A 24554-nucleotide genomic window follows, 5' to 3' on the forward strand; every position below is an offset into this window, starting at 1 on the left:
GCGGCGCGGCCTCGAAACAAGGAGACATCGATGGATACTGCGAAACTGGATCGCGCGGCCCCGCCCGCCGCGCCGGTGGCATCGCAGACCCGCGCGGCCCATCGGGGCAGGGCGCGGCGTTTCTTCGCGAAGAGCGCCGCCCCGTTCGGCTTCCTCTCGCCGACGATCGTGCTGATCGCCGTCCTGATGATCATCCCGATCGGGATGGTGGTGAGCTACTCGTTCAGAGACACCGTCATCACCCAGCCGAGCACGGCCTTCGTCGGCTTCGACAACTACACGAAGGTGCTCTCCGACGCCGACTTTCGGGCGGCGCTGAAGAACACGTTCATCTTCATCACCGTGAGCACCTTCGCCCACCTCGTGCTGGGCCTGGCCTTCGCGATGATGCTCAACTCCTCGCTGCTGGGCCCGGTGACGAAGACCATCTTCCGGGTCGTCTTCATCTTGCCGTGGCTCTTCACGGTCGCGGTGATCGCGGTCATCTGGCGGCTCATGCTCGACCCGTCCGGCGTGGTCAACTACCTGCTGACCACGGTCGGTGGCATGTCGCAGGGTGTCGACTGGCTCTCCGACCCCGGCAAGGCCCTGTGGGCGTTGACATTCATCAACATCTGGGCCGGCTACCCGTTCTTCATGATCAGCATCCTCGCCGGACTCCAGGGCATCTCGCCCGACCTGTACGAGGCGGCCTCCGTCGACGGCGCCAGCCCGTTCCGGCAGTTCTGGAACGTGACGATCCCGCAGCTGCGGCCGGTGCTCGTCAGCATGGCCGTGCTCGACCTGATCTGGACCTCTCAGCAGTTCGCCCTCATCTGGATGACGACGGGCGGCGGGCCGCTGAACGTCACGGAGATGCTCAGCACCTACACCTACAAGCAGGCCTTCAGCAGTTACGAGTTCGCCACCGCCTCCGCCAGTGCCGTCATCGTCCTGCTGCTCACGATGATCCTGGCGGTCTTCTACGTCCGCCTGCAAAAGGAGAGGTGATCGCGTGCTCACCCGCAAGCGACGGCGCCTCGGCGCGAAGATCGCCCTGCTCGCCGGGCTCTGCCTGGGCGCGGCCTTCGCCGGCCTGCCCGTGCTGTGGATGCTGTCGACGTCGTTCAAGCCCAACGGCGAGGTCTTCGCCGTCCCGCCCCGACTGGTCACCGGCAACTTCTCGTTCGACGCCTACCGCGCGATCCTCACCGACGGCGCCCAGCTCCGGTTCTTCCTCAACAGCTACGTGGTCGCGCTCTCGGTCACCGCGCTGACATTGCTCGTCGCGGTGCTCGCGGCCTACGGGTTCAGCCGCTACGAGTTTCCGCTGAAGCGGTCCATCAACGCCGTGATCGTCAGCGTCCAGGCGGTGCCGCCGATCACGCTCGTCATCCCCTACTTCGGGCTTGTCGTGACGCTCGGTCTGTACAACACGTATCCCGGGCTGATCCTCACGCACATGGTGTTCACCCTGCCGTACGCGATCATCATGATGACCGCCTACTTCAACACGCTCCCCAAGGAACTCGACGAGTCCGTCAAGGTGGACGGTGCGTCGAGCTGGACGGCGCTGTGGCGGGTGCTGGTGCCCATCTCGGTGCCGGGGATGGTCGCCGTCGGCGTGTACACCTTCATGATCTCGTGGAACGAGTACCTCTTCGCGCTGACGCTCACCCGCACCGACAACATGCGCACGGTGCCGATCGGCATCCAGCTCCTGATGGGTCAGCACTCCTACGAGTGGAACCAGATGATGGCCATGAGCATCCTCGGTTCGATCCCGGTCCTCATCTTGTTCCTGCTCTTCCAGCGGCGTTTCATCGGCGGCCTCACCTCCGGTGCCGTCAAGGCCTAGATCAAGCCACCCAATCAACAAGGAGAAATGCAGCTATGCTGACGACCGGCAAGGCGATCCTGGACGTTGCGAATGAGAAGAATTTCGCCGTGCCCGCCTTCAACATCAGCGATTACGCCATGTTCAACGGCATCGTGGACATCAGCGAGGAAAAGCACGCGCCGCTGTTCATCGGGATCCATCCCGACGAGGTGCGGCACATCGGAGTCGACGTGATCGCCGCTATGACGCAGCGGGCCCACCGCTCGTCGGTGCCGATCGCGATCCACTGGGATCACGGCGCCACGTACGAGGAGATGCTGACCGCGATCCACGTCGGCTTCACCTCGGTGATGATCGACGCGTCGCTTCAATCCTTCGCGGACAACGTCGCGATCTCCCGGAAGGTCGCGGAGACCGCGCACGCGGTCGGCCTGTCGGTCGAGGCGGAGCTCGGCACGATCGGCAAGGCCGACAGCGAGGGCGAGGCCGGCACCGACGCCATCATCTACACCGATCCGGTCGACGCCGTGACCTTCGTGCGGGAGACGGGCGTCGACAGCCTCGCGGTGGCCATCGGCACCTACCACGGCCTCTACCCGAAGACCTTGAAGCCGGAGCTCAAGCTCGACCTGCTCAAGGAGATCAAGGACCGGGTGCGGATCCCGCTCGTGCTGCATGGCGGCTCGGGAAACCCGGACGACGAGATCGCGCAGTCGGTCAAGCTCGGCATCAACAAGATCAATATCTCCAGCGACATCAAGGTGGCGTACCACGCGAAGATGCGCGAGGTTCTCGCCGACGCCGGGCTGCGCGAGCCGCTCAACATCCAGCCGCCGTGCATCGCGGCCATGAAGGCCGTGGCCGCGCACAAGATCGACCTCTTCGAGGCGACCGGCAAGGCCGATCTGTACTGACATGAGCGGCCACGTCGTCCTGGGCCTCGGCGGAGGCGTCGACTACGAGCTCAAGCTGTCCGCGCCGATCGTGGAGCAGCTCGTCCGCGAGTACCGGATCCGCGCCGCCGAGCTGACCGCGGCGACGACGGTGGCCAGCGAGCGCGAGCTGGTCATCTCGATCCTCACGTACCTGAGGAAGGGCGGGGGAGGCGAGCACTTCGTCGCCTCCTCCGCCGGGCTGAGCACGTTCGCCGCGCGCTTTCCCACCCGCACGACCCTGGGCGGCACCTCCGTGCGGGCGGCGATCGAGATGAGCCGGCTCGGCGTACCGTCCACTTTGCACCTCGTCAGCATCAACGACGTCGTCCGCCGCCTGCTCCCGCCGGACTGCGACTACATATGCAGCGACGACAAGGACACGTTCCACCCGCACCTCATCGTCCAGTACGACCAGGGCGTCCAGGTGCGGGCCGGTGACATCGACATCGCCGCGCCGTTCCCCAACCGGCTGATCTACGTCAACGACCCGCCGAACGGTTCCATGCTGCTGAGCCCGGAGCTGGGCCGGCTGCTGCGTTCCGCGCGGGTCTTCCTGATCTCGGGGTTCAACGCGATCCGCGACCAAGGGCTCCTCGACCAGCGCCTGGCCACGCTGCGCGGCCACATGCGGCAGCTCCCCGCCGGGGCGGTCGTCTACTACGAGGACGCCGGGTTTCACGAGCCGGGGTTCAGCCAGCGGGTCCGTGACGCGCTCGTCGACGTCATCACCGTCTACGGGCTCAACGAGGACGAGCTCCAGGCATACCTCGGCCGCACGGTCGACCTGCTCTCGCCGGCGGAGGTGGCGCGGGCGCTCGAAAAGCTGCGCGCCCTCATCCCCGTCCCGACGCTGGTCCTGCACACCAAGTACTGGTCGGCGGCCGTCGGCGAGGGAGCCGGCGGATACGCGGCGGCGCTCGACGAGGGCATCGTGGTAGCGAGCGCCCGCTACAGCGCCGGCGACTACGAACTGATGCGGCTCAGACCGAGGCGGCCGGCGGCGGTGGAGTTCGCCGCGGCCCTGGAGGAGCGGATGGGCGGGGGCGCCCGCTGCCTTCCCGGCTTCCACCTCGACGTCGCCGAGCCGACGACCATCGGGCTCGGCGACGCGTTCGTCGGCGGCTTCCTCGCCGCCCTCGTGCGCGGAACCCCCTAGACCTTCAGGAGACGGGGTATCCGCCCACGTCTGTCAGCTGTAGACCGTATGCTCCCGCGGGCACCGCTACGGCGGACGGGTGAGGCCGCGGGAGCAACGGAGAGCGACCACGACGGGCATCGCGGTAGCCCAAGATAGATCGTCCAGGGCTTGTCGCGACCGGACCTAGCCGGCGCCGCTGGCCTGCCAGTTGAGGCGGGTGAGCAGCTGGCGGGCGGCGTCGGCGTGTTCGGCGTCGACCGTCACCGCGTACTGCGCGGCCTGAAGCGAACTGGTCGACGTGAAGTCGCGGCGGCCGCCGGTCATCGCGTGGGCGATCGCGCCGAAGACGGCGCCCCACAGCGCGCCGATCAGCACGCCGGCGAGGATCACGCCGAGCCAGTTGGAGTCGCTGAAGATGCCGAAGAGCAGGCCGATGAACAGGCCGAACCAGGCGCCTGTCGCGGCGCCCGCCAGGCCGGCGCGGACCACCGTCATGCGGCCCAGCACGTTTTCCACCAGGCGTAGGTCGGTGCCGACGATGGCGGTGCGCTCGACCGGAAACTCGTTGTCCGACAGGTAGTCGATCGCCCGCTGCGCGGCCGGGTAGTCGGGGTAGCTGGCCACGGTGACCGTGGGGCGGGCGGGCGTCTCGGCCCCGCCGACCGGCGGCCCTGTCCAGGATTGGGTCATGAGAGCCTCCTCGGGGCTGTGCTGGTCGCGCTAGCTCCGCTCGCTGGCGTCTCCCGGGGTGGCCGGCGCGCTCCGCGCTGGTCGGCGGTGGAGCTTGCCAGCTTCCGGGGCGGTTTCGCCACCAGCGTGCCACTCCGGGCGGTTCCCCGTCACGAGATCGGGCAAACGCCGGCGGGATACCCTGAGCCGTGCCTCAGCAGCTCATGGCCATCGCCCACCGCGCCGGCAACGACACGCGGGGCCTGCGGGCCGCCCTCGACGCCGGCGTCGACCTCGTCGAGGCCGACATCCATCTCTTCAAGGGCGCGCTGGAGGTACGCCACCTCAAGACGCTCGGCCCCGGGTGGCTGTGGGACAAGTGGGTGCTCGTGCGGCGGCGCGACACGGTACTCCCGGAACTGCACGAGGTCCTGACCGCCGCGGACGGTGACCATCGGCTGATGCTCGACCTGAAGGGTCCGGCGGCGGCGCTGGCGCCGCGGGTGGCGGCGCTGCTGCGCGAGGCCGCGCCCGACGCGCCGATCACCGTGTGCACGAAGCACTGGGGGATGCTCGACGCGTTCGAGGAGCCGGTGCGGCGGGTGCTCTCGTCCAGCAACAGGGTGACGCTGCGGCGGCTGCGCGCACGGGTGCGCCACCGGCCGGCGTACGGCGTCTCGATCCGCCGCGAGCTGCTCACCCCGGAGGTGGTCGCCGAACTGCGCGAGTCGGTCGAGGTCGTGATGGTGTGGCCGGTCGACACGCCGGAGGCGCTCGCGCACGCCCGCCACCTCGGCGTATCCGCGGTGATCAGCAAGAACCTGGACCTGCTGCGCGAGGTGATGGCAGGGTAAGGCGATGGGTGCGGATGAGGAGCGCGACGGGGTCGCACTGACCAACCTCGACCAGCCGCTGTTCGAGGGGGCCGGCGCGACCAAGCGGGAGCTCGTCGACTACCTCGACGCGGTGCGCGACCGCATCATCCCGGTGCTGCGCGACCGGCCGCTCTCGGTGATCCGCATCCTGCGCGGGCAGGACGCGTTCATGCAGAAAAACCTCCCCAAGTACACGCCGGAGTGGGTGCCGACCGTCGAGCGGTGGGCGGACGCGTCCAAGCGGGAGGTGCGCTACGCCCTCTGCAACGACCGCCGCACGCTGCTGTGGTTCGGCAACCAGCGGGCGATCGAGTACCATCCGGCGCTCGTGCGCGCGGATCGGTGGCACCACGTCACCGACCTGATCCTCGACCTCGACCCGCCGGAGGGCGACGACTTCGGCCCGGTGGTGGCCGCGGCCGGGCTCGTGCGGCGGGCGCTTGAGGACGCCGGGCTGTCCGGCGCGGTGAAGACAAGCGGCTCCAAGGGCGTGCACATCTTCGTGCCGGTCGACGAGTCGGTGTCCATAGAGGACGTCGCCGCCGCCACCCGCGCGCTCGCGGCCCGCGCCGAGCGGCTCGACCCGGCGATCGCGACCACCGCGTTCATCAAGGAGGACCGAGCCGGCAAGGTGTTCCTCGACTCCACGAGGTCCGGCGGCGCGACGGTCGTCGCCGCGTACAGCCCGCGGCTGCGTCCCGGCCTGCCGGTGTCGTTTCCGGTCGCGTGGGACGACCTCGAGCGGGTCAAGCCGGCCGACTTCACCATCCACACCGCGGTCGGGCTGCTCGGCGACGCCGACCCGTGGGCGGAGCGGCTGCCCGCGCCGCAGCGGCTCCCGGACGACCTGGTCGCCGAGGGCCACACGATCCCCATCGCCCGCGTGCAGGCCATGCACGAGGGCAAGCGCCGGGCTCGCGCGCGCCGCGAAGGGGTTTGACGGGTACATGTGCGGGTAGCCGCTCCGTATGCGAGCAGTCACCTGGCAGGGGCGACGCGAGGTGAGCGTCGAGAGCGTGCCCGACCCGAAGATCCAGGAACCCACCGACGCGATCGTCCGAGTCACATCGAGCGGCATCTGCGGCTCCGACCTGCACCTGTACGAAGTGATGGGCCCGTTCATGGGCAAGGGAGACATCCTCGGGCACGAGCCGATGGGCATCGTGGAGGAGGTCGGCCCGGAGGTAGGCACGATCGCGCCCGGCGACCGCGTGGTGATCCCGTTCCAGATCTCCTGCGGATACTGCTACATGTGCGCGCAGGGCCTACAAACCCAGTGCGAGACCACGCAGGTGCGGGAGCACGGCACGGGCGCCGCGCTATTCGGGTACACGAAGCTGTACGGCGAGGTGCCCGGCGGCCAGGCGGAGTTCCTGCGCGTGCCGCAGGCGCAGTACGGCCCGATCAAGGTGCCCCAGGGCCCGCCCGACGACCGCTTCGTGTACCTCTCGGACGTGCTGCCGACGGCGTGGCAGGCGGTCGAGTACGCGAACATCCCGGACGGTGGCAGCGTCGTCGTGCTCGGCCTCGGCCCGATCGGCGACATGTCCGCGCGGGTCGCCGCACACCGCGGTGCCGGCCAGGTGATCGGCGTCGACCTGGTGCCCGAACGCCTGGAACGCGCCCGCGCCCGCGGCGTCGAGGTGATCGACCTGCGCGAGACCGAAGACCTGACCGGCGAGATCCGCGACCGCACCGACGGCCGCGGCCCCGACTCGGTCATCGACGCGGTCGGCATGGAGGCCCACGGCTCGACCGCCGCCAAGCTCGCCCACCAGATGACCGCCGCCCTCCCCGACGCGGTAGCCGCCAAGATGATGCAGAAGGCCGGCGTCGACCGCCTGTCCGCCCTGTACTCGGCGATCGACATCGTCCGACGCGGCGGCACCATCTCGCTGATCGGCGTGTACGGCGGCATGGCCGACCCGATGCCGATGCTCACGCTCTTCGACAAACAGGTGCAGGTGCGCATGGGCCAGGCCAACGTGAAGCGCTGGGTGGACGACATCGTGCCCCTGCTGGCCGGCGACGCCGACCCGCTGGGCGTGGACACGTTCGCCACGCACCGGCTCCCGCTCGACGAGGCGCCCCGCGCCTACGACATGTTCCAGAAGAAGCTGGACGGCGCGGTCAAGATCCTCCTGCACCCGTAGGTGAGCCTTTCGGGATCGGGGTGGCGCCGTCGTGCCTCAGGCGGAGTTTTGCCCGGGCCGTGTCAGCTGCGGACCGCCGCTCCCGCCGGAGAACGCGCGGGTCGGCGGCGAGCTGGCGCTCGCCGAAATCCCCGACCCGCGCTGCCAGGCCCGCGCCACAAGCCCGCGGTGGGCCGGATCCCTGTCGGAGGGGTGCCCGAGGTCGATGCGGCTGTCGCCGTACCGGCTGTGACCGGCATCCGGATCTAGCTCCCCGGTCTCACCCGTCCGCTGTCGGAACGCGGGCAGATCTTGGTACGCAATGGCCCACGGAGGGGCCAATAGATACCAAGGTCTGGTGGCGGGCCCGGGGTTTCGGCTCCGACCACCCACCAACAACGCGAAACCAGGCCAGGCGGTCCCGGCCGGAGCCCGAGGCCCCGCCGGAGGCGCCGAAGTAACCGCGACCAGAAACGGCCCGTCCAGGCCCCACCCACGCGCCCGGGTGGGGCTGGACGAGCGGAGCGTCAGACGGACTTCTGGTAGGAGCGGAACGTGCGGGTGGAGAGCCACACCATCGCGGCCGCCAGCACCAGCAGCGCCCCGCCGCGGGTGAGGGTCGCGGGCCAGTCGGGGTCGGCGGAGAGGGCGTCGCGGCCCGCGCGGATCGCCCAGTCGACCGGGTTGGCCTTGGCGATCGCCTGCATCCAGCCGGGCATGAGATCGGTCGCCATGAAGGCGGACGACAGGAACGTCAGCGGCAGCAGCAGAAACGTGTTGATGCCGATGATGGACTCGCGCTGGCGTACCAGCATGCCGATCGTGTTGGAGAAGGCGCTGAAGACCGTGCCCAGCAGCACCGAGGCGACGATCAGCACGACGGTGCCGAGCCCACCGCCGGGGTAGTGCGCGCCGGCCAGCCAGCCGAGCAGCACGATGACCACCGACTGGATGGTGGTGCTCACGGCCTGCTCGACGACGTTGGCGTTCATGATGGCGGCGCGGCTGACCGGCGTGGTGAGGAAGCGGTTGAGGGTGCCCCGCTCGATCTCCTCCATCGTGCCCATGCCGGCCCACATGTTCGACGAGACGGCGCTCATCACGACCACGCCGGGCACCAGATAGTCCAGATAGGACGACGCGCCGAAGCCGGGCAGCTCGACGATCCTGCGGAAGAGGCTGCCGAAGAGGAACAGCCAGATGACCGGCTGCACGAGCGTGATGACGAGGAAGGCCGGCTGGCGTACGAACGCCTGGAGCCGCCGGTGGGTCATCCACATGGTGTCCGTGACGATGGCACTCATGCCACACCTCCGTCGACCTCGGCGAAGCGGCGGCCGGCGTACCGCAGGTACACGTCGTCGAGCGAGGGGCGGGCGACCGTCACGGCGGCGACCGGCATACCGGCCCGGCCCAGCGCCGCGAGCGTGGCGGGCACCGCGGCGGCGCCGTCGTCGGCGCGGGCGCTCAGGCGACGTCCGTCCACAGTGACCTCGCGGACGCCGGCGACGACGGCGACCGCCGCGCGGGCACGGCCCTCACCGTCGGCGTCGCCCAGCTCCACGTGTACGGCGTCGCCCTTGAGCTCGCCCTTGAGCTCGTCGGGCGCGCCTTCGACGACCACCCGGCCACCGTCCACGATGGCCAGCCGGTCGGCGAGGTGGTCGGCCTCCTCCAGGTAGTGCGTGGTCAGCACGATCGTGAGGCCCTCGTCGGCGGCCAGCCGGCCGATCTCCTCCCACATCGCCGAGCGGGCCTCCGGGTCGAGGCCCGTGGTCGGCTCGTCCAGGAAGAGCACGCGCGGGCGGTGCACCAGGCCGAGCGCGACGTCGAGGCGGCGCTGCATGCCGCCGGAGTATGTGCGGACCGGCCGCCGGGCCGCCTCGGCGAGGTCGAAGCGTTGCAGCAGCTCCGCCACCCGGCCGGTGAGCGCGGTGCCGCGCAGCCCGTAGAGGCGGCCCTGGAGCAGCAGGTTGTCGCGGCCCGTGGCGGCCGGATCGGCACCCGAACGCTGTGACACGGTGCCGATCACGCGGCGCACCCGGTCGGGGTCGCGGAGCACGTCGTGGCCGGCCACGCGTGCGGTGCCGCCGGTCGGGCGGGCGAGGGTGGTCAGGATCTTGACGGTCGTGGTCTTGCCGGCCCCGTTGGGACCGAGCAGCCCGAAGACCTCACCCGGCCGCACGGCCAGTGACAGGCCGTCGAGGGCCCGCACGCCTTTCGGGTACGTCTTCGTGAGCTCGTGCGCCTCCACGGCGAGCGCCGTCGGGGCGGTCGTGGATGTTTCCACGTCTCTCCTCCGATGTGATGGGTGAACCATCCCGTGGAGAAGCGCTCCCGACTATCCTTGCGAGTGCCATCTCGGGCGTCGGGCGCGCGCTTCGCCGCGGGCCGGTTCGAGGTCAGGGCCCCGGCGTGGTGTTGCAGCACCCGCCGGGGCCGCTTTCTTCAGGAGTCCGGGTCGCCGTCCTCCTCGTCTTTGGCGAGACTGCCGATGCCGGCGAGCTCGGCGAAATCCGCCGGCACCTGGCCGGTCTCGTGGTACTCCCGCCAGGCGTCGACGCCGGAGAGCGTGCCGTCGCGGATCTCCTTGAGCAGCGAGCGGATCCACTCGATCTCGGCCGTGCGCAACGCCGCGTGGTACTCCACCTCGATCAGGAAGATCCGCGGCAGCCCTTGCGCGAGGCCGCCCATGGCCACCCGCTCCTCCGCCGCCTCGGTCTCTAGGAGGCGGAGCCGCTGATCGAGCAGCTCGACCGCCTCGTCGGGCTGAAGCACGCCGATCTCGGAGAGCGCCGCCTCGAAGCGCGGGAACTCACGCTCGGGGACGGCGACGAGCTCGCGCACCCAGTCGAGCATCTCGTCGCGGCCGGCCGGGGTGAGCGCGTAGACCGTGCGCTCGGGGCGGCGTCCCTCGCGGGTGGTGCCGGTGGTCTCGACGAAGCCGTGCTTTTCGAGGTTTTGCACCACGGTGTACAGCGAGCCCCACTTGATCTTGATGCTCCGGTCCTTGCCCCGGGCGCGGAGCACCGACGCCAGCTCGTACGGATGCATGGGGCGCTCGACCAGCGCGGTCAGCACAGCGAGCGCGAGCAGGTTGCTCACCTTGCGTCTCGTCGCCATCGCGAACTCCCTCGCCAACGGATACTCGTCGCCGAGTATATGGCTGCGAATAGCGTACATGCAAGATGGGCGCCCCCGGCCGGGGGCGCCCATCTTGCCGAGCGGAAGGCGGTCAGACCTTGCTGTACGCCTCCTCGAACCGCTCGCGCAGGTCACGCATCTGGTCGTCCTCGAGGAGCTCCTTGAGCGCCTCCTCCTGGTACGGCGCGGGAATGAGCGCGCGCACCCGGTCCGGGAACCCGGGACCGGCCTCGACGACCTGGATCTTCGGCGGCTCGGTGAGCTGCATCGCCATCGGCCCGGAGAGCTTCTGGGCGAAGTCCCACGCCCGGCCCGGCTCGACGAGCGCGCACAGGTGGTAGGCGTACACGGTGCGCACCTCGGCGGTCGTCTTCGCCCCGGCCGGCTCGAAGCCGAGCGTCCGGACCGCGCACACCGTCGGGCTCTTGGCCACGTTGGCGTCGCCGATGCTGTGGTGGCCGTGCGCGTGGTGGTCGGCCGGCGTCGACTGCTCGAGCACCGCCGCGATCCGGTCGGCGAGCTGGTTTTCCAGCGTGGGCGGGCGGGACGGGCCACCGAAGGCGACCGTCCGCAGCGCCACCGCCAGCACGGCGGCCGCGACCACCACCACCGCGACCGCGATCCATCGGGCCCTGCCGCGGCGGCGCGGAGGCGGCGCGAGGGGATCCGTGGCGGTCGTCAGGTCGGCGGTCATGTCGGCACCGTCCTATCTGGAGAGACGTACGGATGGCCCCGCGCCACACCGCGCGGGGCCATCCCTTTCAGGAGAGGTACATCAACCGCATGCGGTGCCGTTCAGGGTGATCGCGGTCGGCGTGCCCAGGGTGCCGGTGCCCTGGAAGCCGGTGCTGACCGTGCCACCGCTCGGGATGTTGCCGTTCCAGCTGGCGTTGGTGACGGTGATCTGGTTGCCGGACTGGCTCCAGGTGCCGTTCCACCCGTTGGACAGGCGCACACTCGGGTCGACCGTGAAGCGCAGCGACCAGTTCGCCACCGCGGCGCCCCGGTTGGTGATCCGCACGTCGGTCGTGAAGCCACCGGTCCACTGGTTGGGCACGTAGACCACGCTGCACGCACCGGGCGGCGGAGCCGAGGTGGTCGGCGGCGGCGCCGAGGTGGTCGGGGGCCGGGGCGACGGCGTGTCCGTCGTGGGCACGGTCGTGGGCGGCCGGGTGGTCGGCGGCGTGGTGTACGGGCCAGCGGCGATCGCCAGGTCGTACGCCCGCTGCGGGACGAATTGGCCGGCGGCCGCGATGCAGCCGTCCGCCTCGCCCGGCAGCTTGATCCAGAGGAACGCGTCGACCGCCGCGTCGCCGGTGTTGTTGGTGCTCGGGATGCCGATCGCGCGCCCCGGCGGGTCGCACCACTCCGAGCCGGCCGGGCCGTTGCCGTTGCGGCTGGTGTCGACGACGATCTTGAGGCTGCTGCGCCCGGTGGCGGCGACGACGTTCTTGGCGTATGTGATCAGCTCCGAGTTGGTCCGGTAGTTGGAGACGTTGACCGAGATGCCGTCGGCGCTGTTGGCGATGTCGGCGGCTACCAGGCGCCGTGCCATCTCGCTCGCCGGGTGCCAGACCGAGTGCGCCGCGTCGAAGTAGACCCGGGCCTGCGACGAGCCGGCCTTGAGGCGCTTGCCCGCGTAGGCCATCGAGGCGGACGTCTCCGCCTGCTGCGCCGCGCTCTGGCAGTCGCTCATCAGGGCGAGCACGTCGGGCTCGAGGATGATGTACGCCGGGCGGCCGGCCAGACCGGCCGCGACCTCGTCCACCCACGCGCGGTAGGCCTGGTGGCTGGGGGCGCCGCCGGAGCTCGCACCGCCGCAGTCGCGGTTGGGGACGTTGTAGACCACCATGATCGGGATCTTGCCCGCCGCCGCGGCGGCGCCGACGAAGGCGTTCACCTGCCCGCGTACGGCCGAGGTGTTCGTCGTCGTGAACCAACGGGCCTGCGGCACGCTCGCGATCCGGTCGCGGATGACCGCGGTCTTGGAGTCGTTGGGGTTGGCGGCCACCCAGCGGGCCGCGTTGGTTTCGGGATCGGTGTAGAACACGGAATCGGCGGCCGACGCGGCCTGGGGCTGAAGCAGCCCGACGCCGACCGCCGTCGCTGTTGCCAAGGCTGCGGCTGCGGCCGCGCCGATGGCGGAGAGCGCGGATCTCCTGCGCATGCGGGGCTCCTTCCCGGTATAGAGCTTCCTCGTTGGAAGCGCTCCCATAGACATCGATTACCGTACGGCTATGTTGCGCGGATGTGAAGACCCCGCGTCGAACCGTGTTCGCGGCATTTCGAAAAAATCGACGGTGATGGATGCCCTCTGCTGGGCTAGCGGCGCGGGAGCGCGCTCCCGGGCAGGCCCGCGGCGCGGAGCCGGCGGGCGACACCGTGCTTGGGGCGGTGCACGACCACCGAGACGGACCTGTCGCTCGCCACGTCGCAGCCGGCGACCACCGCGCCGACGCCGAGCGGGTCGACCCAGCCCGCGTCGCGGAGGTCGACGACGAGGCGGTGGGAGCGGACCCGGAGGAGGGCGTGCAGGAGTGCGCGCCGCAGCTGCGCCGTGGCGGCCTCGCCGACATGGCCACGCACCTGCACGACCATGCTGCCGTTGCTCGCCACGCGGGTGCGGACCAAGGCTCCGACCACGCCATGCCCTCCCAACGGGGAGTGGGATCGCCTACCGGTCACGGTAATGCGATGGGATTTCACGCGCACATCGGCGAACGGTCACCGTACGGCAACGATCACACCAATCGGGAAACTGTCGTACCCCTGGAGCACCATTCGGACGGTCGAAGGAACGAGAGGAAGGAGAGCGTGATGATCGGTCGTCTGTCCTCAGTGGTGCTGGATTGTCCCGACCCGCACGCGCTGGCCGGCTTCTACTCCGAGCTGCTCGGCCTGCCGATCACCCGTGTCGACGGCGACTGGGTCGACGTCAGCGACGGCACGACCACGCTGAGCTTCCAGGAGGCGCCCGACCACATCCCGCCGCGCTGGCCCGACCCGGCTTATCCGCAGCAGTTCCATCTCGACATCACGGTCGACGACATCGACGAGGCGGAGCCCAAGGCCCTGGCGCTCGGCGCGCGCCCGCTGCCGATGACGGAGGAAAAGGTCAGCTTCCGGGTCTACGCCGATCCGGCCGGCCACCCCTTCTGCCTCTGCTGGTGACCCAATCCTGGATAGGGATTTGAGCTGCCGCGACGTCCGCCGTGGTCCGGACCGCTGCTCCCGCGGCCTCACCCTCCGCTGTCCACGACCTTGGCCCAGACCCGCGCCCCGAGCGCGACTAGGGATTAGGGGGTTGCGCCCGATATGAGCGGCGCACATATAGTCGCGGCGTGACGGCTGATCCCAAAGGCACGCACGAGGCGGTCGAGGCGCCCATCCCGCGCCAGCGCGACGCCGGCGTGATGGGATACGTCGCTGAGCTCCAGCAGTTCGACGACAGCATGACCGGGACCGAGGCCGACGGCGAGTCGCCGGAGCGACCCGCGCCGGACCGACCCCCGCTCGGTGGCACGGCGCCCAGCCAGGCCACCCCGCCCGGCCGCACGCCCAGGCCACGCCGTCCGCCAGCCGGCCGCGAGCCAGCGGGCCGGGAGCTAGCGGGCCGGGAGGCTGCCGGTCGCGCGTCTGCCGGGCGGGAGCGGGCGGGCCGGGAGCCGGGTGGCGGGGACGCGGCGGAGCCGCCGTTGTCGGGGGACGGTGCGAGTCGGCCGCCGGCGGGCGGAGCGCCGCGGACTGGTAAGCCGGCGTCCGTACCAAAAAAGCAAGGGCGACCACCGTGGACCCGCACTGAGGTGGGTCTTGCGGTCGCGTTCGTGGTGGTGGCGGCGGTGGCCATCGTCGGCGGAGCCTACGCCGTGTTGCTGGCCAACCGGCCGCCGACGGGTGATGTGCGGCTGCCGATGCCGTCGGCGGAGGCCGCGGGGGAGCAGGGGCCGCCGGTGGCGGAGCCCACGCCCGCCGCGCCGGGGCGGGCCGGTCCGAGCGCCGAGCCGTCTCCGGACGCCGCGCCGGGTGGCGGTGCCGAGCCGTCGGCGGGCAGCGCGCCGCCCTCGCCGGAGGCGACCAGCGCGGCGCCGCCGGCCGCGGCCGACCTCGTCGCGGCCTACTCGCGCGAGGCGAATACCGGGCTGCTCGGGCTCACCGGCTACCGCGGCAAGGTCACCATCTCCAACCGCGGCAAGGGCGCGGCCGACGGCTGGACGGTCACGCTCAGCCTCCCCGCCGGGCAGAAGGTCGACAGCGTCGAGGGGGCCGACGCGCGGCAGGACGGCGAGCTTGTGACGTTCACGCCGCTGGCCGGGCGCGGCGAGGTGGCCGCGGGCGGGTCGGCCACGTTCACGTTCGACGTGCCGGGGCTGCTGGCGGGCGAGCCCACCGGCTGCGCGATCAACGGGCGGGCCTGCGAGTAGTTAGCTTTGTGTTCACCCCGCGCACGCGCGGAGGCCGTCCCGCTTCGCGACGATCACGCGCGTGATGATGCGGAGAATCGCTCTCGCGGCGCTGGCTGCGGGCCTTACCCTCACGGTGCTGCCCGGCGCGGCCGTCGCGCACCCGAAGCACAAGCCGGAATTCGACCTCCAGGCCCACCGCGGTGGGCTCGGCCTGCGGGTGGAGAGCACGCTCGCCTCCTTCGGCAACGCCCTCCAGCTCGGCGTGAGCACGCTGGAGCTGGATGTGCAGATCACCGAGGACGGCCAGGCGGTGGTCACCCACGACCGCCGGGTGACCGGCACCAAGTGCACCGACACGGCGCCGGCCACGCCCGGTGACCCCGAGTTCCCGTACGTGGGCAAGTACGTCAACACGCTCACCCTGGCCCAGGTGCGCACGCTCGACTGCGGCAGCAAGACGCTCGCCGACCGGCCGGGCCAGGTCGCGGTGCCGGGCGCGCGCATGCCGCTGCTCAGCGAGGTTTTCGCGCTCGTCAACCGCTACGGCGCTAGCGGTGTGAAGCTGAACGTGGAGACCAAAGTGGAGGCGGGGGCACCGAGCGAGACGGCGCCGCGCGAGCAGTTCGTGCGGGTGACCGCGCGGGAGGTCCGCAAGGCGGGGCTGCTGCGCCAGGTCACGATCCAGAGCTTCGACTGGGGCGCGCTGATGCGCATGCGCGAGGTCGAGCCGCGCCTCCCGCTGGTGGCGCTCACCAACATCGACTTCCTTCAGACCGGCAAGCCGGGCGCCTCGCCGTGGCTGGGCGGCATCGACATCGACGACTTTGGTGGCGACCCGATCAAGGCGATCAAGAGCTTCGGGGCGACCACGTTCTCCCCGGTGCACGGCACGCCGCAGGGCGGCTCGGTGGTCGATCCCGGCTACAAGCCGTACGTGACCAAGGAGATGGTGCGCCACGCGCACCGCAACGGCATCAAGGTCGTGCCGTGGACCATCAACGACCTGCCCACCATGGGCAAGCTCGTCGACGACGGGGTGGACGGCATCATCACCGACTACCCCGACCGGCTGCGCGGGCTGCTCGCGCAGCGCGGCTTCAAGCTGCCCAGCGGGTACGCCTCGCCGTTCGACATCCAGGGCCACCGGGGCGCTCGGGCGGTGCGGCCGGAGAACACGCTTCCCGCGTTCGAGTACGCGCTGGCCAACCGCGCGGTCTCCACGCTGGAGCTGGACACGGGCGTCACCCAGGACGGGCAGCTCGTGGTGATCCACGACCGCACGATCAACGGCTCGCACTGCGTGGACACCGCGCCGGCGTGGGCGGGCGACCCGGAGTTCCCGTACGTGGGCAAGCGGGTGCACGACCTCACGCTCCGCCAGATCAAGACGATCGACTGCGGCTCGAAGACGCTGGCCGAGTTCCCTTCGCAGGTCGCCGTGCCGGGGGCTCGCATCCCCACGCTCAGTGAGGTGTTCGCGCTGGTGCGGGCGAGCGGCCGCGCCGACGTCCGGTTGAACATCGAGACCAAGATCAGCCCGACCGCCGGCGACACGGCACCGTACGACGTGTTCACGCGGCTGCTGGTGGGCGCCATCCAGAAGGCTCGCTTTGTCGACCGGGTGACCATCCAGTCCTTCGACTGGCGCACGATCATCCTGGCCCGCAAGCTCGACCGGCGGATCGAGACGGTGGCGCTGGTGTGGCAGTACGGCCCGGCCGAGTGCGCCACGCTCGCCGACGAGTGCTCGCTCCAGGCGGTGTACGGCGACCCGTCCGTCAAGAGCCCGTGGACCGGTGGGCTGGACTGGTGGAAGTACCGCGACCTGGGCAAGCTGGTCCGCGCCGCGGGTGCCGCCACGGTCTCCTCCAACTGGCAGGTGCACGACCCGGCGCAGGTGGCGGCGCAATCGCCGGACTGGTACTTGCGCACCGACCCGACCTACTTCCACGGGCCGACGGTGCCGGTGCTCCAGGACCGGTACGACCTGAAGGTGGTGCCGTACACGGTCAACGACCCGGCCGTCATGCAGCGCGTGATCGACCTGGGCGTGGACGGGATCATCTCCGACGACCCCGACGCGCTCGTCGCGGTGGCGATCCGCAACGGTCTCCGCTGACGCTCCCGGGAGCCCGCCCTTTCGAGGGCGGGCTCCCTTTTTGTCCGAAATACCAGATAAATGCTCAGAAGGGGTGCATGATCTGCCAAAGGAGCTATGGGAACTGGAGGCTGCAATGTCCGAGCCCTTGGCGGTGCGGCAAGTCGACATCGACAGCGCGCTCACCGATATGTGGAAGTCCGTGTTCGTCTTCCTCCCGAAGGCGGTCGCCTTCCTGGCGATCCTCTTCGTCGGGTGGATCGTGGCGCGGTTCATCCGCCGCATCGTGTACAAGGCGTTGAAGCGGGTCGGCCTCGACCGCGCCATCGAGCGGGGCGGCATGGGTCGCGCGTTCCAGAACAGCCGGTACGACGCCAGCACGATCACCTCGCGGATCGTCTACTACGCGGCGCTGCTGCTCGTCCTCCAGATCGCCTTCTCCATCTGGGGCCCCAACCCGGTCAGCGACCTGATCACGAGCGTGGTGTCGTGGCTGCCCAAGGCCTTCGTCGCGATCGTCATCATGGTGGTCGCCATCGCGATCGCGAACGCGGTGCGCGACCTCGTCGGCAGCGCGCTCGGCGGCCTGTCCTACGGCAAGCTGCTGGCCACGATGGCCTGGGCGTTCATCATCGTGCTGGGCGCGATCGCGGCCCTCAACCAGGTCGGCATCGCCACCACGGTCACCACGCCGGTGCTGATCGCCGCGCTCGCCACGATCGCCGGCATCCTGATCGTGGGTGTGGGCGGCGGCCTGATCCGCCCGATGCAGCAGCGCTGGGAGGGGCTGCTCGACCGGGCGGCCGCCGAGTCGCAGGCCATCCGCGAGCAGACGCAGGCGTACAGCAGCGGCCGCGAGGACGCCCGCCGGCAGATGGCCGACCGCGCCGGCGAGCCCGCCCCGATGGCGACGCCCGCGATGTCGGGCACGGGTGGGGCCGCCCCTTCGGGCGTCTACCCGACCGGCGGGACGATGCCGCCACGCGCGGACGACGAAACCCAGCGGATCGAACCCCAGCAGTAGCTCGCCGCGAACGTGGACGCGGGGCGCCCTTCGGGGCGCCCCGCTTCGCGCGCGCCACTCGCCTGCGCCATCCCGACGGTCCGGAGCGCTCCCGCCGGAGGCGAAAACAGGGGTGACCGCGACCAACAGCGGACGGGTGAGGCCGCGGGAGCAACGGCACAGACCACGACGGACGTCGCGGTAGCCCAGAAAATCAGGCGGTGCGGGGAGCGGGGATCGAGGCCAGACCGTGGGCCAGGTGGCAGACCGCGAGCAGCCGGGTGAGCACCCAGTCGGCGCCTGCCGACCAGTCGATCGGCCCCTCGGGCAGGTGCCAGCCGTGCTCGGCGGCCGCGTCGCGGACGCCCTCGGCGTAGCCTGCCAGGTGCACCGGCGTCAGCGGCCGCAGGTCGCCTAGGAGGCTGTCGCGGATCGCCGCCGCGTGCTGGTCGATGGCGGCCAGCAGGCCGGGGTGGCGGGCGGCCGCATCGAGGCCGGCCGCGCCGAACGCCGACATCATCCCGCTGATGGCGGAACGTGCCGAACGCGTGGCGGCCCGCGAGGTAAAGCCGTTGAACAGCCCACTCATGGGCATCGACGCTAGCCGGGGCACGGTGGGGCCAGCCTCGTCTGGTCGGCTGAATCTTACGGTCGCGCGCGGGGTTGAGACGGACGTCACCCCGTGCGTGATTACTCTGTGGCAGGACGCCGTCGCATCGTGTCATCGGCCATGATGACCGTCGCCACCATGAGGGCGACCACGATGCTGAACAACCACGAGTCGTCCGGCAGGATCTTCGCGGAAATGGGCGCCTGGCAGGCGAGCAGGATGAAGCCCAGCCAGGCGAGGCGGCGCTGGCGCGGGTTGAGGAAGCCGGTGGCTTGGGGGGCACGACGCATCCGGACAGTTTTGCTCGATGTGCCCCGATCGCCCGTCGGTCGTTCGGCTGATGTTGCCGTGTGCGTCCGGTTTGGACGCCCGTGCGTCGGCCGCGCGCAAGGTGGCTGAAGTGGACTGGTCGGTGGGCACCGGCTCGTCCAAGATCCGCCGGGAGTCCGCGCCGACCTAAGATCGCTTCTTGTGACTCGTACCCGCGGGGGCATGCTCCTCCTGGCCTACTTCGCGTTCATCAGCCTCGGCCTGCCCGACGGCCTGCTCGGCGTGGGCTGGCCGTCGATCAGCGAGGAGTTCGGCGTACCCCGCGAGACCGTGGGTCTGCTGTTGACCGTGGGCACGGTGGGCTACCTGACATCCAGCGTGGCGGCCGGTTTCACGATCGCGCGGCTGGGCGTCGGGCGGCTGCTCGCCGGCAGTACGGCGCTCTGCGCGATCAGCCTCGCGGCGTACGCGGCCTCGCCGGTGCTCGCCGTGATGGTGGCGTTCGCGCTCGTGCTCGGCCTCGGTGGCGGCGCGATCGACTCCGGCCTCAACGCCTACGCCGCGGCGGCCTTCGGCCCCCGCCACATGAACTGGCTGCACGCGTTCTTCGGCCTCGGCGTCGCCATCGGCCCTTTGATCATGACCACCGCACTCTCCGCGGGCCTGTCCTGGCGATGGGGGTACGGGGTGGTCGCCGGCGCACAGGCGTTGCTGGCGGGCGCGTTCGTGGTGACGGTGAACCGCTGGGCCGTGCACCGCCCGGCGAACGGCGACCTGCCCGCGCCTCCCGCCGTGCCGATCCGCGCCACGCTCGTGATCCCGGCCGTGTGGCTCGGCGCGCTCGCGTTCGGCGTGTACGTCGCGGTGGAGGTGGCGGCCGGCCTGTGGGCGTACACGCTGCTGACCGAAGGACGCGGGATCAGCGACGCGGTGGCCGGCGTCTGCGTCTCCGGCTACTGGGCCTGCCTCTTCCTCGGCCGCGTGGTGCAGGGCATCGTCGCCGAGCGGGTCGGCAGCGGCCAGGTGCTGTGGGCCAGCCTCGCGGGCATGGCGGGCGGCGCGGTGCTCGTCGCGCTGCCCGCGCCCGGCTGGGTGGCGGCGCTGGGGCTGGGCATCATCGGCTTCTCGGCGGCACCGGTATTTCCGCTGATGACCCTGATGACGGCCGACCGGGTCGGCGAGGCACACGCGGACCGCACGATCGGCGTGCAACTCGGCGCGTCGGCCCTCGGCGGCGCGCTCCTGCCCGGCCTCGTCGGCATCCTGATCAGCCGCGTCGACGTGGAGGCACTCGGCCCGTCCCTGGTCGTGATGAGCCTGCTGCTCATGCTCCTCTACGCCGCGTCGTCCCGCCGCCGCGCCGGCGACAGCACGATCGAAACCCCGGCCGTCCAGACTTAGAGAGCTCCCGCGTGTGCGTGGCGAATTCTGGCCCCTCCAGGGGCCACTTTTCGCCACGGACGGCTGGAGCGTTCGCGTTCGGGGTCACGGAGGCGGAAGCCTCCGTGACCCCTTCAAATGGTTTCCTAGACCTCGCCGCGCCAGGCGCCTGTCTCCTGGCCGCGGTTTTCGATGAACTCCTTGAACCGCTTGAGGTCGCCCTTGACCCGGTGGGTCACGGCGCCGAGCTTGTCGGCCGCCTTCTCCACCGCGCCATCCGGCTCGAACTCCACCTGTGCCGTCACGCGGCTGTGGGTGTCGTCGAGCCGGTGGAACGTCACCACACCGGCCTGCCTGGTGCCCTCGGTCGAGGTCCAGGCCACCCGCTCGTCAGGGATCTGCTCGGTGATCCGGGCGTCGAACTCGCGTTTGACGCCGGCGATCTCCGTCTTCCAGTGGGTCATGGTGTCCGACAGCTGCCGGACCTCCTGGACGCCTTCCATGAAGCGGGGGAACTCTTCGAACTGGGTCCATTGGTTGTAGGCGGTCCGCACTGGTACAGCCACGTCCACCGATTCGGTTACACCACCCATTGGGGGTCCTCCTACCACCTTTTCGTTTCGTTCGCGTGCCCAAGTACGGCCCACACCTCGGACACCGTCCCGAACGTGCGGTCCGCCGGCAGGCGGCCCAGCTCGTCCAGTACGTCGTCGGGCGCGTTGTTCTTCTCGGCCGTACGCCGCAGGGCTTCGCGGTCGGCGGGCAGCGCGGACAGGTCGAGGTACCGACCCAGCTCACTGCGCCGCTCCACCTCCTCGTTGGTCATGCCCTGCGGGACTCCGGCCCGGCTCTCTCCAGCCGGCACTTCGGTAGCCTCGGGCTGGTCCTCGCCGGCCGGTTCCGGCTCGCGCCATTCCTCGACCCGCGATCCGGCCATGCCCTGGACGGTGCCCCGCACCTCGCGGGCCATTTCGTCGTCCAAGCGCGGGCCGTGCTTGCTGCTGCCCCGATCCATGTCCTGGGTCCTACCCCGGCTCGCGGGAGGCAAACTCCTCCGCCTCGGGCATGGCCACCCGCCGCGCCTCGGCGTTGATCTCGACGCCGAGCAGGACCGCGCAGTTCGACAGGTACAGCCAGACCAGGAACGCGATCACGCCGGCCAGCGTGCCGTAGGTGCCCTGATAGGAGCTGAAGTTGGCCACGTAGAGCCCGAAGCCGAACGACGCGATCGCCCACACCACGATCGTCACCGCGCCGCCGATCGTGATCCATCGGAAGCGCGGCTGCTCGACGTCCGGCGCGATCCAGAACATCAGGCCGAGTAGCAGCATCACGATGAGGACGAGCACCGGCCACTTCAGCACGGACCAGGTCATCCGCGCGCCGTCGCCGACGCCCAGCGCGTTGCCGATCGCGTCGGTGACCGATCCGCTCACGATCAGCATCAGCGCGACCAGCGCGAGCAGTACCAGCGCGACGGCGGTGATGAGCAGCTGGATCGGGCGCAGCTTGTAGAACTTGCGGCTCTCCTCGACTTCGTAGATCGCGTTCGAGGCGCGGGTGAACGCGCCGATGTACCCGGAGGCGGACCAGAGCGCGCCCAGGAGGCCGAAGCTGAGCAGCACGCTCGCCGAGCCCTGGTCGGTCACGTCGCGGATCTGGTCCACGACGCCTGGGTTCTTGACGATCGAGCCGGCGCCCAGGTCGGTGGCGATGTCGACGATCGTGTCGACCGTGCGCTCGCCCTCGGAGACCAGCCCGACCAGCGCGACGATCACGATCATCGCGGGGAAGAGGGAGAGCACGCCGTAGTACGTCAGCGCGGCCGCCCAGTCGGTGCAGTTGTCGTCCATGAACTCGCGTCCGGCGCGGACGAGCACGCCCCGCCAGGTCGCGAACGAGGTCCGGGAAAGCCTCCGGCGACGCGCCGTGCCCGTCGGTGCCGCAGTTGACGCCATGCCCGCCTCTACCCGAGGTGTGACGTGGGCAAACGTTTGTGCCCGCGACCGTCGGGTAGGGGATTTCAGACGCTCCGGAGAGGAGAAGACCATGCCCGGACGCGAGGACATGCCCAGCACGATCCGGCGCTCCCCGAAGAAGGCGCAGGACACCTGGGCGGAGACACACGACTCGGCGGTCGAGACGTACGGCGAGGGTGAGCGGTCGCACCGGACCGCCTTCGCCGCGCTGAAGCACTCGTTCGAGAAGGTCGGCGACCACTGGGAGCCGAAGGAGCGCAAGGGCCCGAGCGACGCGCAGGCCGCCCGCTCGTACGGCGACCGGCCCGCGGAAACCGCCGGTGGCGTCGACGCCAACGCCTCCAAGCAGCACCTCATGGAGATCGCGCGCAAGCTCGACGTCTCCGGCCGTTCCAAGATGAACAAGGCGGAGCTCGTCGAGGCGATCGAGAAGGCCAACAACCGCAGCACCGCCAAGGCCCGCCAGCGGTAGTTTGCAGGTGTGGACGCACCTGACGTGACCAACACCGACGCCGTCGTCGTCGGCGCGGGGCACAACGGCCTCGTCGCCGCCAACCTGCTGGCCGACGCCGGGTGGGACGTGGTGGTGCTGGAGGCCACCGCGGAGCCCGGCGGGGCGATCAAGTCGGCCGAGGTCACCGCGCCCGGCTACCTGAGCGACCTCTACAGCTCGTTCTACCCGCTGGGGTACGCGTCGCCGGTGATGCGCGCGCTCGACCTCGGCCTCTCCTGGCGGCACGCGCCGGACGTGCTCGCCCACCTGCTGCCCGACGGGCGCGCGGCCACGCTCAACCGCCGGCCCGAGACGACCGCGGCCTCGGTCGAGGAGTTCGCCGCCGGTGACGGCGAGCGCTGGCTCGACGCGTACGCCGAGTGGCGCTCGGTCTCCGCGCCGATGCTCGACACCCTCTTCACGCCCTTCCCGCCGGTACGCGGCGGCGCGGCGCTGCTCGCCCGGCTACGGCCGACCGGGGCGTTGCGTCTGGCCCGCCGGCTGATCCTGCCCAGCCGCAAACTGGGCCGGGAGTTGTTTCGCGGCGAGGGCGCCCAGCTGCTGATGGCCGGCTGCGCGTTGCACACCGACCTGTCCACTGAGGACGTGGGCAGCGGCGTCTACGGCTGGCTGCTGGCGATGCTGGGCCAGGAGCACGGCTGGCCGGTGCCGGAGGGCGGCGCGCGGCGCATCACCGAGGCGCTCGTGGCGCGGCTGCGGGATCGCGGCGGGCGCGTCGAGTACACGGCCCGCGCCGACCGGGTGCTGACCGCACGGGGCCGCGCGCTGGGTGTGTCCACCGTGGACGGCCGGCGGTGGCGGGCCCGCCGCGCGGTGCTCGCCGACGTGCCCGCACCCGCGCTCTACCTACACCTCGTCGGCGCGGCGCGACTGCCGCCCCGCCTGGTCGAGGACCTCGCGCACTTCCAGTGGGACGGCTCGACGGTCAAGGTGGACTGGGCGCTTTCCGCCCCGATGCCGTGGAAGAATCCGGCCGCGGCCGGCGCCGGCACCGTCCACCTCGGCGCCGACCTCGACGGGCTGACCCGCTACGCGGCCGCGCTCGCGACCGGCGAGGTGCCCAGCCACCCGTTCCTCCTGGTTGGACAGATGACGACCGCCGACCCGGCCCGCTCGCCGGCCGGCACCGAGTCGCTGTGGTCCTACACCCACCTGCCGTTCCGGCGCGAGTGGGCGGCGGGCGAGGTGATGGCGCACGTACAGCGGATGGAGAGCGTGCTGGAGGAGCAGGCACCGGGCTTCGGCCGGCTGGTGGTCGGGCGCCACGTGGCCGGTCCGGGCGACCTGGAGCGGGAAAACCCGAGCCTGGTCGGCGGCGCGCTGGGCGGCGGCACCGCGGCGGCCTACCAGCAGCTCTTCCTGCGCCCGATCCCGGGGCTCGGCCGGGCCGACACACCCATCGACCGGCTCTACCTCGCCAGCTCGTCGGCGCACCCGGGCGCGGGCGTGCACGGCGGCCCGGGCGCCAACGCGGCCCGCGCGGCCCTGGCCCGCGACCGCTTCCTGACCGGCGACGCCTACCACGCCCTGATCGCGGCCGCGCACCGCACGCTGTACTAGGCCTGTCGCCTGGATGTCGGGACAG

The 24554-nt window shown here is 70.9% G+C and carries 26 protein-coding genes; 14 read left to right on the top strand and 12 right to left on the bottom strand.

Annotated elements, in window-relative coordinates; genetic code table 11:
- Nucleotides 1–30 precede the first annotated feature (30 nt).
- Genes ACTMTJ_RS18390 through ACTMTJ_RS18405 form a run of 4 tightly spaced genes read left to right on the top strand, consistent with a single transcriptional unit; the run spans nt 31 to nt 3910 of the window.
- Nucleotides 31–990, top strand: coding sequence for a carbohydrate ABC transporter permease (locus ACTMTJ_RS18390; RefSeq protein ID WP_441218081.1), 960 nt, complete (start codon nt 31–33; stop codon nt 988–990).
- 4 nt (nt 991–994) lie between these two features.
- Complete coding sequence (locus tag ACTMTJ_RS18395) at nt 995–1837, top strand: carbohydrate ABC transporter permease (RefSeq protein WP_441218083.1); 843 nt, start codon at nt 995–997, stop codon at nt 1835–1837.
- A gap of 35 nt (nt 1838–1872) precedes the next feature.
- A complete protein-coding gene (locus tag ACTMTJ_RS18400; protein WP_441218085.1) occupies nt 1873–2733 on the top strand; it encodes a ketose-bisphosphate aldolase in 861 nt (286 codons plus the stop codon).
- Nucleotide 2734: 1 nt separating this feature from the next.
- Nucleotides 2735–3910 carry an ADP-dependent glucokinase/phosphofructokinase gene (locus tag ACTMTJ_RS18405; protein ID WP_441218087.1) on the top strand — a complete coding sequence of 392 codons (1176 nt, stop codon included), beginning with the start codon at nt 2735–2737 and terminating at the stop codon, nt 3908–3910.
- Between the two features lie 165 nt (nt 3911–4075).
- Here the strand turns inward: ACTMTJ_RS18405 and ACTMTJ_RS18410 are convergent, their stop codons facing one another.
- Nucleotides 4076–4582 (bottom strand): general stress protein, encoded by a 507-nt coding sequence (locus ACTMTJ_RS18410; RefSeq protein ID WP_441218089.1) that lies wholly within the window; start codon nt 4580–4582, stop codon nt 4076–4078.
- A gap of 188 nt (nt 4583–4770) precedes the next feature.
- Between ACTMTJ_RS18410 and ACTMTJ_RS18415 the strand changes: the two genes are divergently transcribed.
- The 3 genes from ACTMTJ_RS18415 to ACTMTJ_RS18425 are packed head-to-tail and all read left to right on the top strand — an operon-like array spanning nt 4771 to nt 7589.
- On the top strand, nt 4771–5415 hold the full coding sequence (locus ACTMTJ_RS18415; protein ID WP_441218091.1) for a glycerophosphodiester phosphodiesterase: 645 nt from the start codon (nt 4771–4773) through the stop codon (nt 5413–5415).
- 4 nt (nt 5416–5419) lie between these two features.
- On the top strand, nt 5420–6376 hold the full coding sequence (locus tag ACTMTJ_RS18420) for a DNA polymerase domain-containing protein (protein ID WP_441218093.1): 957 nt from the start codon (nt 5420–5422) through the stop codon (nt 6374–6376).
- A 28-nt stretch (nt 6377–6404) separates the two neighbouring features.
- On the top strand, nt 6405–7589 hold the full coding sequence (locus tag ACTMTJ_RS18425) for a zinc-dependent alcohol dehydrogenase (RefSeq protein WP_441218095.1): 1185 nt from the start codon (nt 6405–6407) through the stop codon (nt 7587–7589).
- 506 nt (nt 7590–8095) lie between these two features.
- Here the strand turns inward: ACTMTJ_RS18425 and ACTMTJ_RS18430 are convergent.
- The 6 genes from ACTMTJ_RS18430 to ACTMTJ_RS18455 all read right to left on the bottom strand — a co-directional run bounded on the left by ACTMTJ_RS18430 (nt 8096) and on the right by ACTMTJ_RS18455 (nt 13355).
- Nucleotides 8096–8872, bottom strand: a complete 777-nt coding sequence (locus ACTMTJ_RS18430; protein WP_441218097.1) for an ABC transporter permease — start codon at nt 8870–8872, stop codon at nt 8096–8098.
- Nucleotides 8869–9858, bottom strand: coding sequence for an ATP-binding cassette domain-containing protein (locus ACTMTJ_RS18435; RefSeq protein WP_441218099.1), 990 nt, complete (start codon nt 9856–9858; stop codon nt 8869–8871). Before ACTMTJ_RS18435 ends, ACTMTJ_RS18430 begins: the two co-directional genes overlap by 4 nt.
- 158 nt (nt 9859–10016) lie before the next feature.
- Entirely contained in the window at nt 10017–10691 is a 675-nt protein-coding gene (locus tag ACTMTJ_RS18440) for a PadR family transcriptional regulator (protein ID WP_441218101.1), read from the bottom strand.
- 112 nt (nt 10692–10803) lie between these two features.
- Nucleotides 10804–11406 (bottom strand): hypothetical protein, encoded by a 603-nt coding sequence (locus tag ACTMTJ_RS18445; protein ID WP_441218103.1) that lies wholly within the window; start codon nt 11404–11406, stop codon nt 10804–10806.
- Nucleotides 11407–11487: 81 nt separating this feature from the next.
- Complete coding sequence (locus ACTMTJ_RS18450; protein WP_441218105.1) at nt 11488–12879, bottom strand: glycoside hydrolase family 6 protein; 1392 nt, start codon at nt 12877–12879, stop codon at nt 11488–11490.
- Nucleotides 12880–13034: 155 nt separating this feature from the next.
- A complete protein-coding gene (locus tag ACTMTJ_RS18455) occupies nt 13035–13355 on the bottom strand; it encodes an STAS domain-containing protein (protein WP_441218107.1) in 321 nt (106 codons plus the stop codon).
- A gap of 174 nt (nt 13356–13529) precedes the next feature.
- Here ACTMTJ_RS18455 and ACTMTJ_RS18460 point away from each other — a divergent pair, with 174 nt between their 5' ends.
- The 4 genes from ACTMTJ_RS18460 (at nt 13530) to ACTMTJ_RS18475 (ending at nt 18237) form a co-directional block, all read left to right on the top strand.
- Nucleotides 13530–13883, top strand: coding sequence for a VOC family protein (locus tag ACTMTJ_RS18460; RefSeq protein WP_441218109.1), 354 nt, complete (start codon nt 13530–13532; stop codon nt 13881–13883).
- A gap of 170 nt (nt 13884–14053) precedes the next feature.
- Nucleotides 14054–15133, top strand: coding sequence for a cellulose binding domain-containing protein (locus ACTMTJ_RS18465; protein WP_441218110.1), 1080 nt, complete (start codon nt 14054–14056; stop codon nt 15131–15133).
- 64 nt (nt 15134–15197) lie between these two features.
- Complete coding sequence (locus ACTMTJ_RS18470) at nt 15198–17234, top strand: glycerophosphodiester phosphodiesterase family protein (RefSeq protein ID WP_441218242.1); 2037 nt, start codon at nt 15198–15200, stop codon at nt 17232–17234.
- 115 nt (nt 17235–17349) lie between these two features.
- Entirely contained in the window at nt 17350–18237 is an 888-nt protein-coding gene (locus ACTMTJ_RS18475; RefSeq protein WP_441218112.1) for a mechanosensitive ion channel family protein, read from the top strand.
- 193 nt (nt 18238–18430) lie between these two features.
- Here ACTMTJ_RS18475 and ACTMTJ_RS18480 read toward each other — a convergent pair whose 3' ends face one another.
- Together ACTMTJ_RS18480 and ACTMTJ_RS18485 are read right to left on the bottom strand one after the other, a co-directional pair.
- Complete coding sequence (locus ACTMTJ_RS18480; protein WP_441218114.1) at nt 18431–18805, bottom strand: DUF6401 family natural product biosynthesis protein; 375 nt, start codon at nt 18803–18805, stop codon at nt 18431–18433.
- A gap of 101 nt (nt 18806–18906) precedes the next feature.
- A complete protein-coding gene (locus ACTMTJ_RS18485) occupies nt 18907–19116 on the bottom strand; it encodes a hypothetical protein (RefSeq protein ID WP_441218116.1) in 210 nt (69 codons plus the stop codon).
- 181 nt (nt 19117–19297) lie between these two features.
- Between ACTMTJ_RS18485 and ACTMTJ_RS18490 the strand changes: the two genes are divergently transcribed.
- Nucleotides 19298–20497: an MFS transporter gene (locus ACTMTJ_RS18490; protein ID WP_441218118.1), complete on the top strand. Its 1200-nt coding sequence runs from the start codon at nt 19298–19300 to the stop codon at nt 20495–20497.
- A gap of 125 nt (nt 20498–20622) precedes the next feature.
- Here the strand turns inward: ACTMTJ_RS18490 and ACTMTJ_RS18495 are convergent, their stop codons facing one another.
- The 3 genes from ACTMTJ_RS18495 to ACTMTJ_RS18505 are packed head-to-tail and all read right to left on the bottom strand — an operon-like array spanning nt 20623 to nt 22434.
- Entirely contained in the window at nt 20623–21069 is a 447-nt protein-coding gene (locus tag ACTMTJ_RS18495; protein ID WP_441218120.1) for an SRPBCC family protein, read from the bottom strand.
- A gap of 11 nt (nt 21070–21080) precedes the next feature.
- Nucleotides 21081–21491, bottom strand: coding sequence for a DUF2795 domain-containing protein (locus ACTMTJ_RS18500; RefSeq protein ID WP_441218122.1), 411 nt, complete (start codon nt 21489–21491; stop codon nt 21081–21083).
- A 10-nt stretch (nt 21492–21501) separates the two neighbouring features.
- Nucleotides 21502–22434, bottom strand: a complete 933-nt coding sequence (locus tag ACTMTJ_RS18505; protein ID WP_441218124.1) for a YihY/virulence factor BrkB family protein — start codon at nt 22432–22434, stop codon at nt 21502–21504.
- Between the two features lie 91 nt (nt 22435–22525).
- On the opposite strand from ACTMTJ_RS18505, the gene ACTMTJ_RS18510 reads away from it, so the two are divergent.
- Nucleotides 22526–22927, top strand: coding sequence for a ChaB family protein (locus ACTMTJ_RS18510; RefSeq protein WP_441218126.1), 402 nt, complete (start codon nt 22526–22528; stop codon nt 22925–22927).
- Nucleotides 22928–22951: 24 nt separating this feature from the next.
- Entirely contained in the window at nt 22952–24529 is a 1578-nt protein-coding gene (locus ACTMTJ_RS18515) for a phytoene desaturase family protein (RefSeq protein ID WP_441218244.1), read from the top strand.
- Nucleotides 24530–24554: the final 25 nt, after the last annotated feature.

The organism is Phytohabitans sp. LJ34 (genome assembly GCF_052068095.1).
Classification (GTDB): domain Bacteria; phylum Actinomycetota; class Actinomycetes; order Mycobacteriales; family Micromonosporaceae; genus Phytohabitans.

Coding starts and splice junctions, on each gene's coding strand:
- ACTMTJ_RS18390 (WP_441218081.1), top strand. CDS start 31: ATGGATACTGCGAAACTGGATCGCGCGGCCCCGCCCGCCGCGCCGGTG.
- ACTMTJ_RS18400 (WP_441218085.1), top strand. CDS start 1,873: ATGCTGACGACCGGCAAGGCGATCCTGGACGTTGCGAATGAGAAGAAT.
- ACTMTJ_RS18405 (WP_441218087.1), top strand. CDS start 2,735: ATGAGCGGCCACGTCGTCCTGGGCCTCGGCGGAGGCGTCGACTACGAG.
- ACTMTJ_RS18410 (WP_441218089.1), bottom strand. CDS start 4,582: ATGACCCAATCCTGGACAGGGCCGCCGGTCGGCGGGGCCGAGACGCCC.
- ACTMTJ_RS18420 (WP_441218093.1), top strand. CDS start 5,420: ATGGGTGCGGATGAGGAGCGCGACGGGGTCGCACTGACCAACCTCGAC.
- ACTMTJ_RS18425 (WP_441218095.1), top strand. CDS start 6,405: ATGCGAGCAGTCACCTGGCAGGGGCGACGCGAGGTGAGCGTCGAGAGC.
- ACTMTJ_RS18430 (WP_441218097.1), bottom strand. CDS start 8,872: ATGAGTGCCATCGTCACGGACACCATGTGGATGACCCACCGGCGGCTC.
- ACTMTJ_RS18440 (WP_441218101.1), bottom strand. CDS start 10,691: ATGGCGACGAGACGCAAGGTGAGCAACCTGCTCGCGCTCGCTGTGCTG.
- ACTMTJ_RS18445 (WP_441218103.1), bottom strand. CDS start 11,406: ATGACCGCCGACCTGACGACCGCCACGGATCCCCTCGCGCCGCCTCCG.
- ACTMTJ_RS18450 (WP_441218105.1), bottom strand. CDS start 12,879: ATGCGCAGGAGATCCGCGCTCTCCGCCATCGGCGCGGCCGCAGCCGCA.
- ACTMTJ_RS18460 (WP_441218109.1), top strand. CDS start 13,530: ATGATCGGTCGTCTGTCCTCAGTGGTGCTGGATTGTCCCGACCCGCAC.
- ACTMTJ_RS18470 (WP_441218242.1), top strand. CDS start 15,198: ATGATGCGGAGAATCGCTCTCGCGGCGCTGGCTGCGGGCCTTACCCTC.
- ACTMTJ_RS18475 (WP_441218112.1), top strand. CDS start 17,350: ATGTCCGAGCCCTTGGCGGTGCGGCAAGTCGACATCGACAGCGCGCTC.
- ACTMTJ_RS18480 (WP_441218114.1), bottom strand. CDS start 18,805: ATGAGTGGGCTGTTCAACGGCTTTACCTCGCGGGCCGCCACGCGTTCG.
- ACTMTJ_RS18485 (WP_441218116.1), bottom strand. CDS start 19,116: ATGCGTCGTGCCCCCCAAGCCACCGGCTTCCTCAACCCGCGCCAGCGC.
- ACTMTJ_RS18495 (WP_441218120.1), bottom strand. CDS start 21,069: ATGGGTGGTGTAACCGAATCGGTGGACGTGGCTGTACCAGTGCGGACC.
- ACTMTJ_RS18500 (WP_441218122.1), bottom strand. CDS start 21,491: ATGGATCGGGGCAGCAGCAAGCACGGCCCGCGCTTGGACGACGAAATG.
- ACTMTJ_RS18505 (WP_441218124.1), bottom strand. CDS start 22,434: ATGGCGTCAACTGCGGCACCGACGGGCACGGCGCGTCGCCGGAGGCTT.
- ACTMTJ_RS18510 (WP_441218126.1), top strand. CDS start 22,526: ATGCCCGGACGCGAGGACATGCCCAGCACGATCCGGCGCTCCCCGAAG.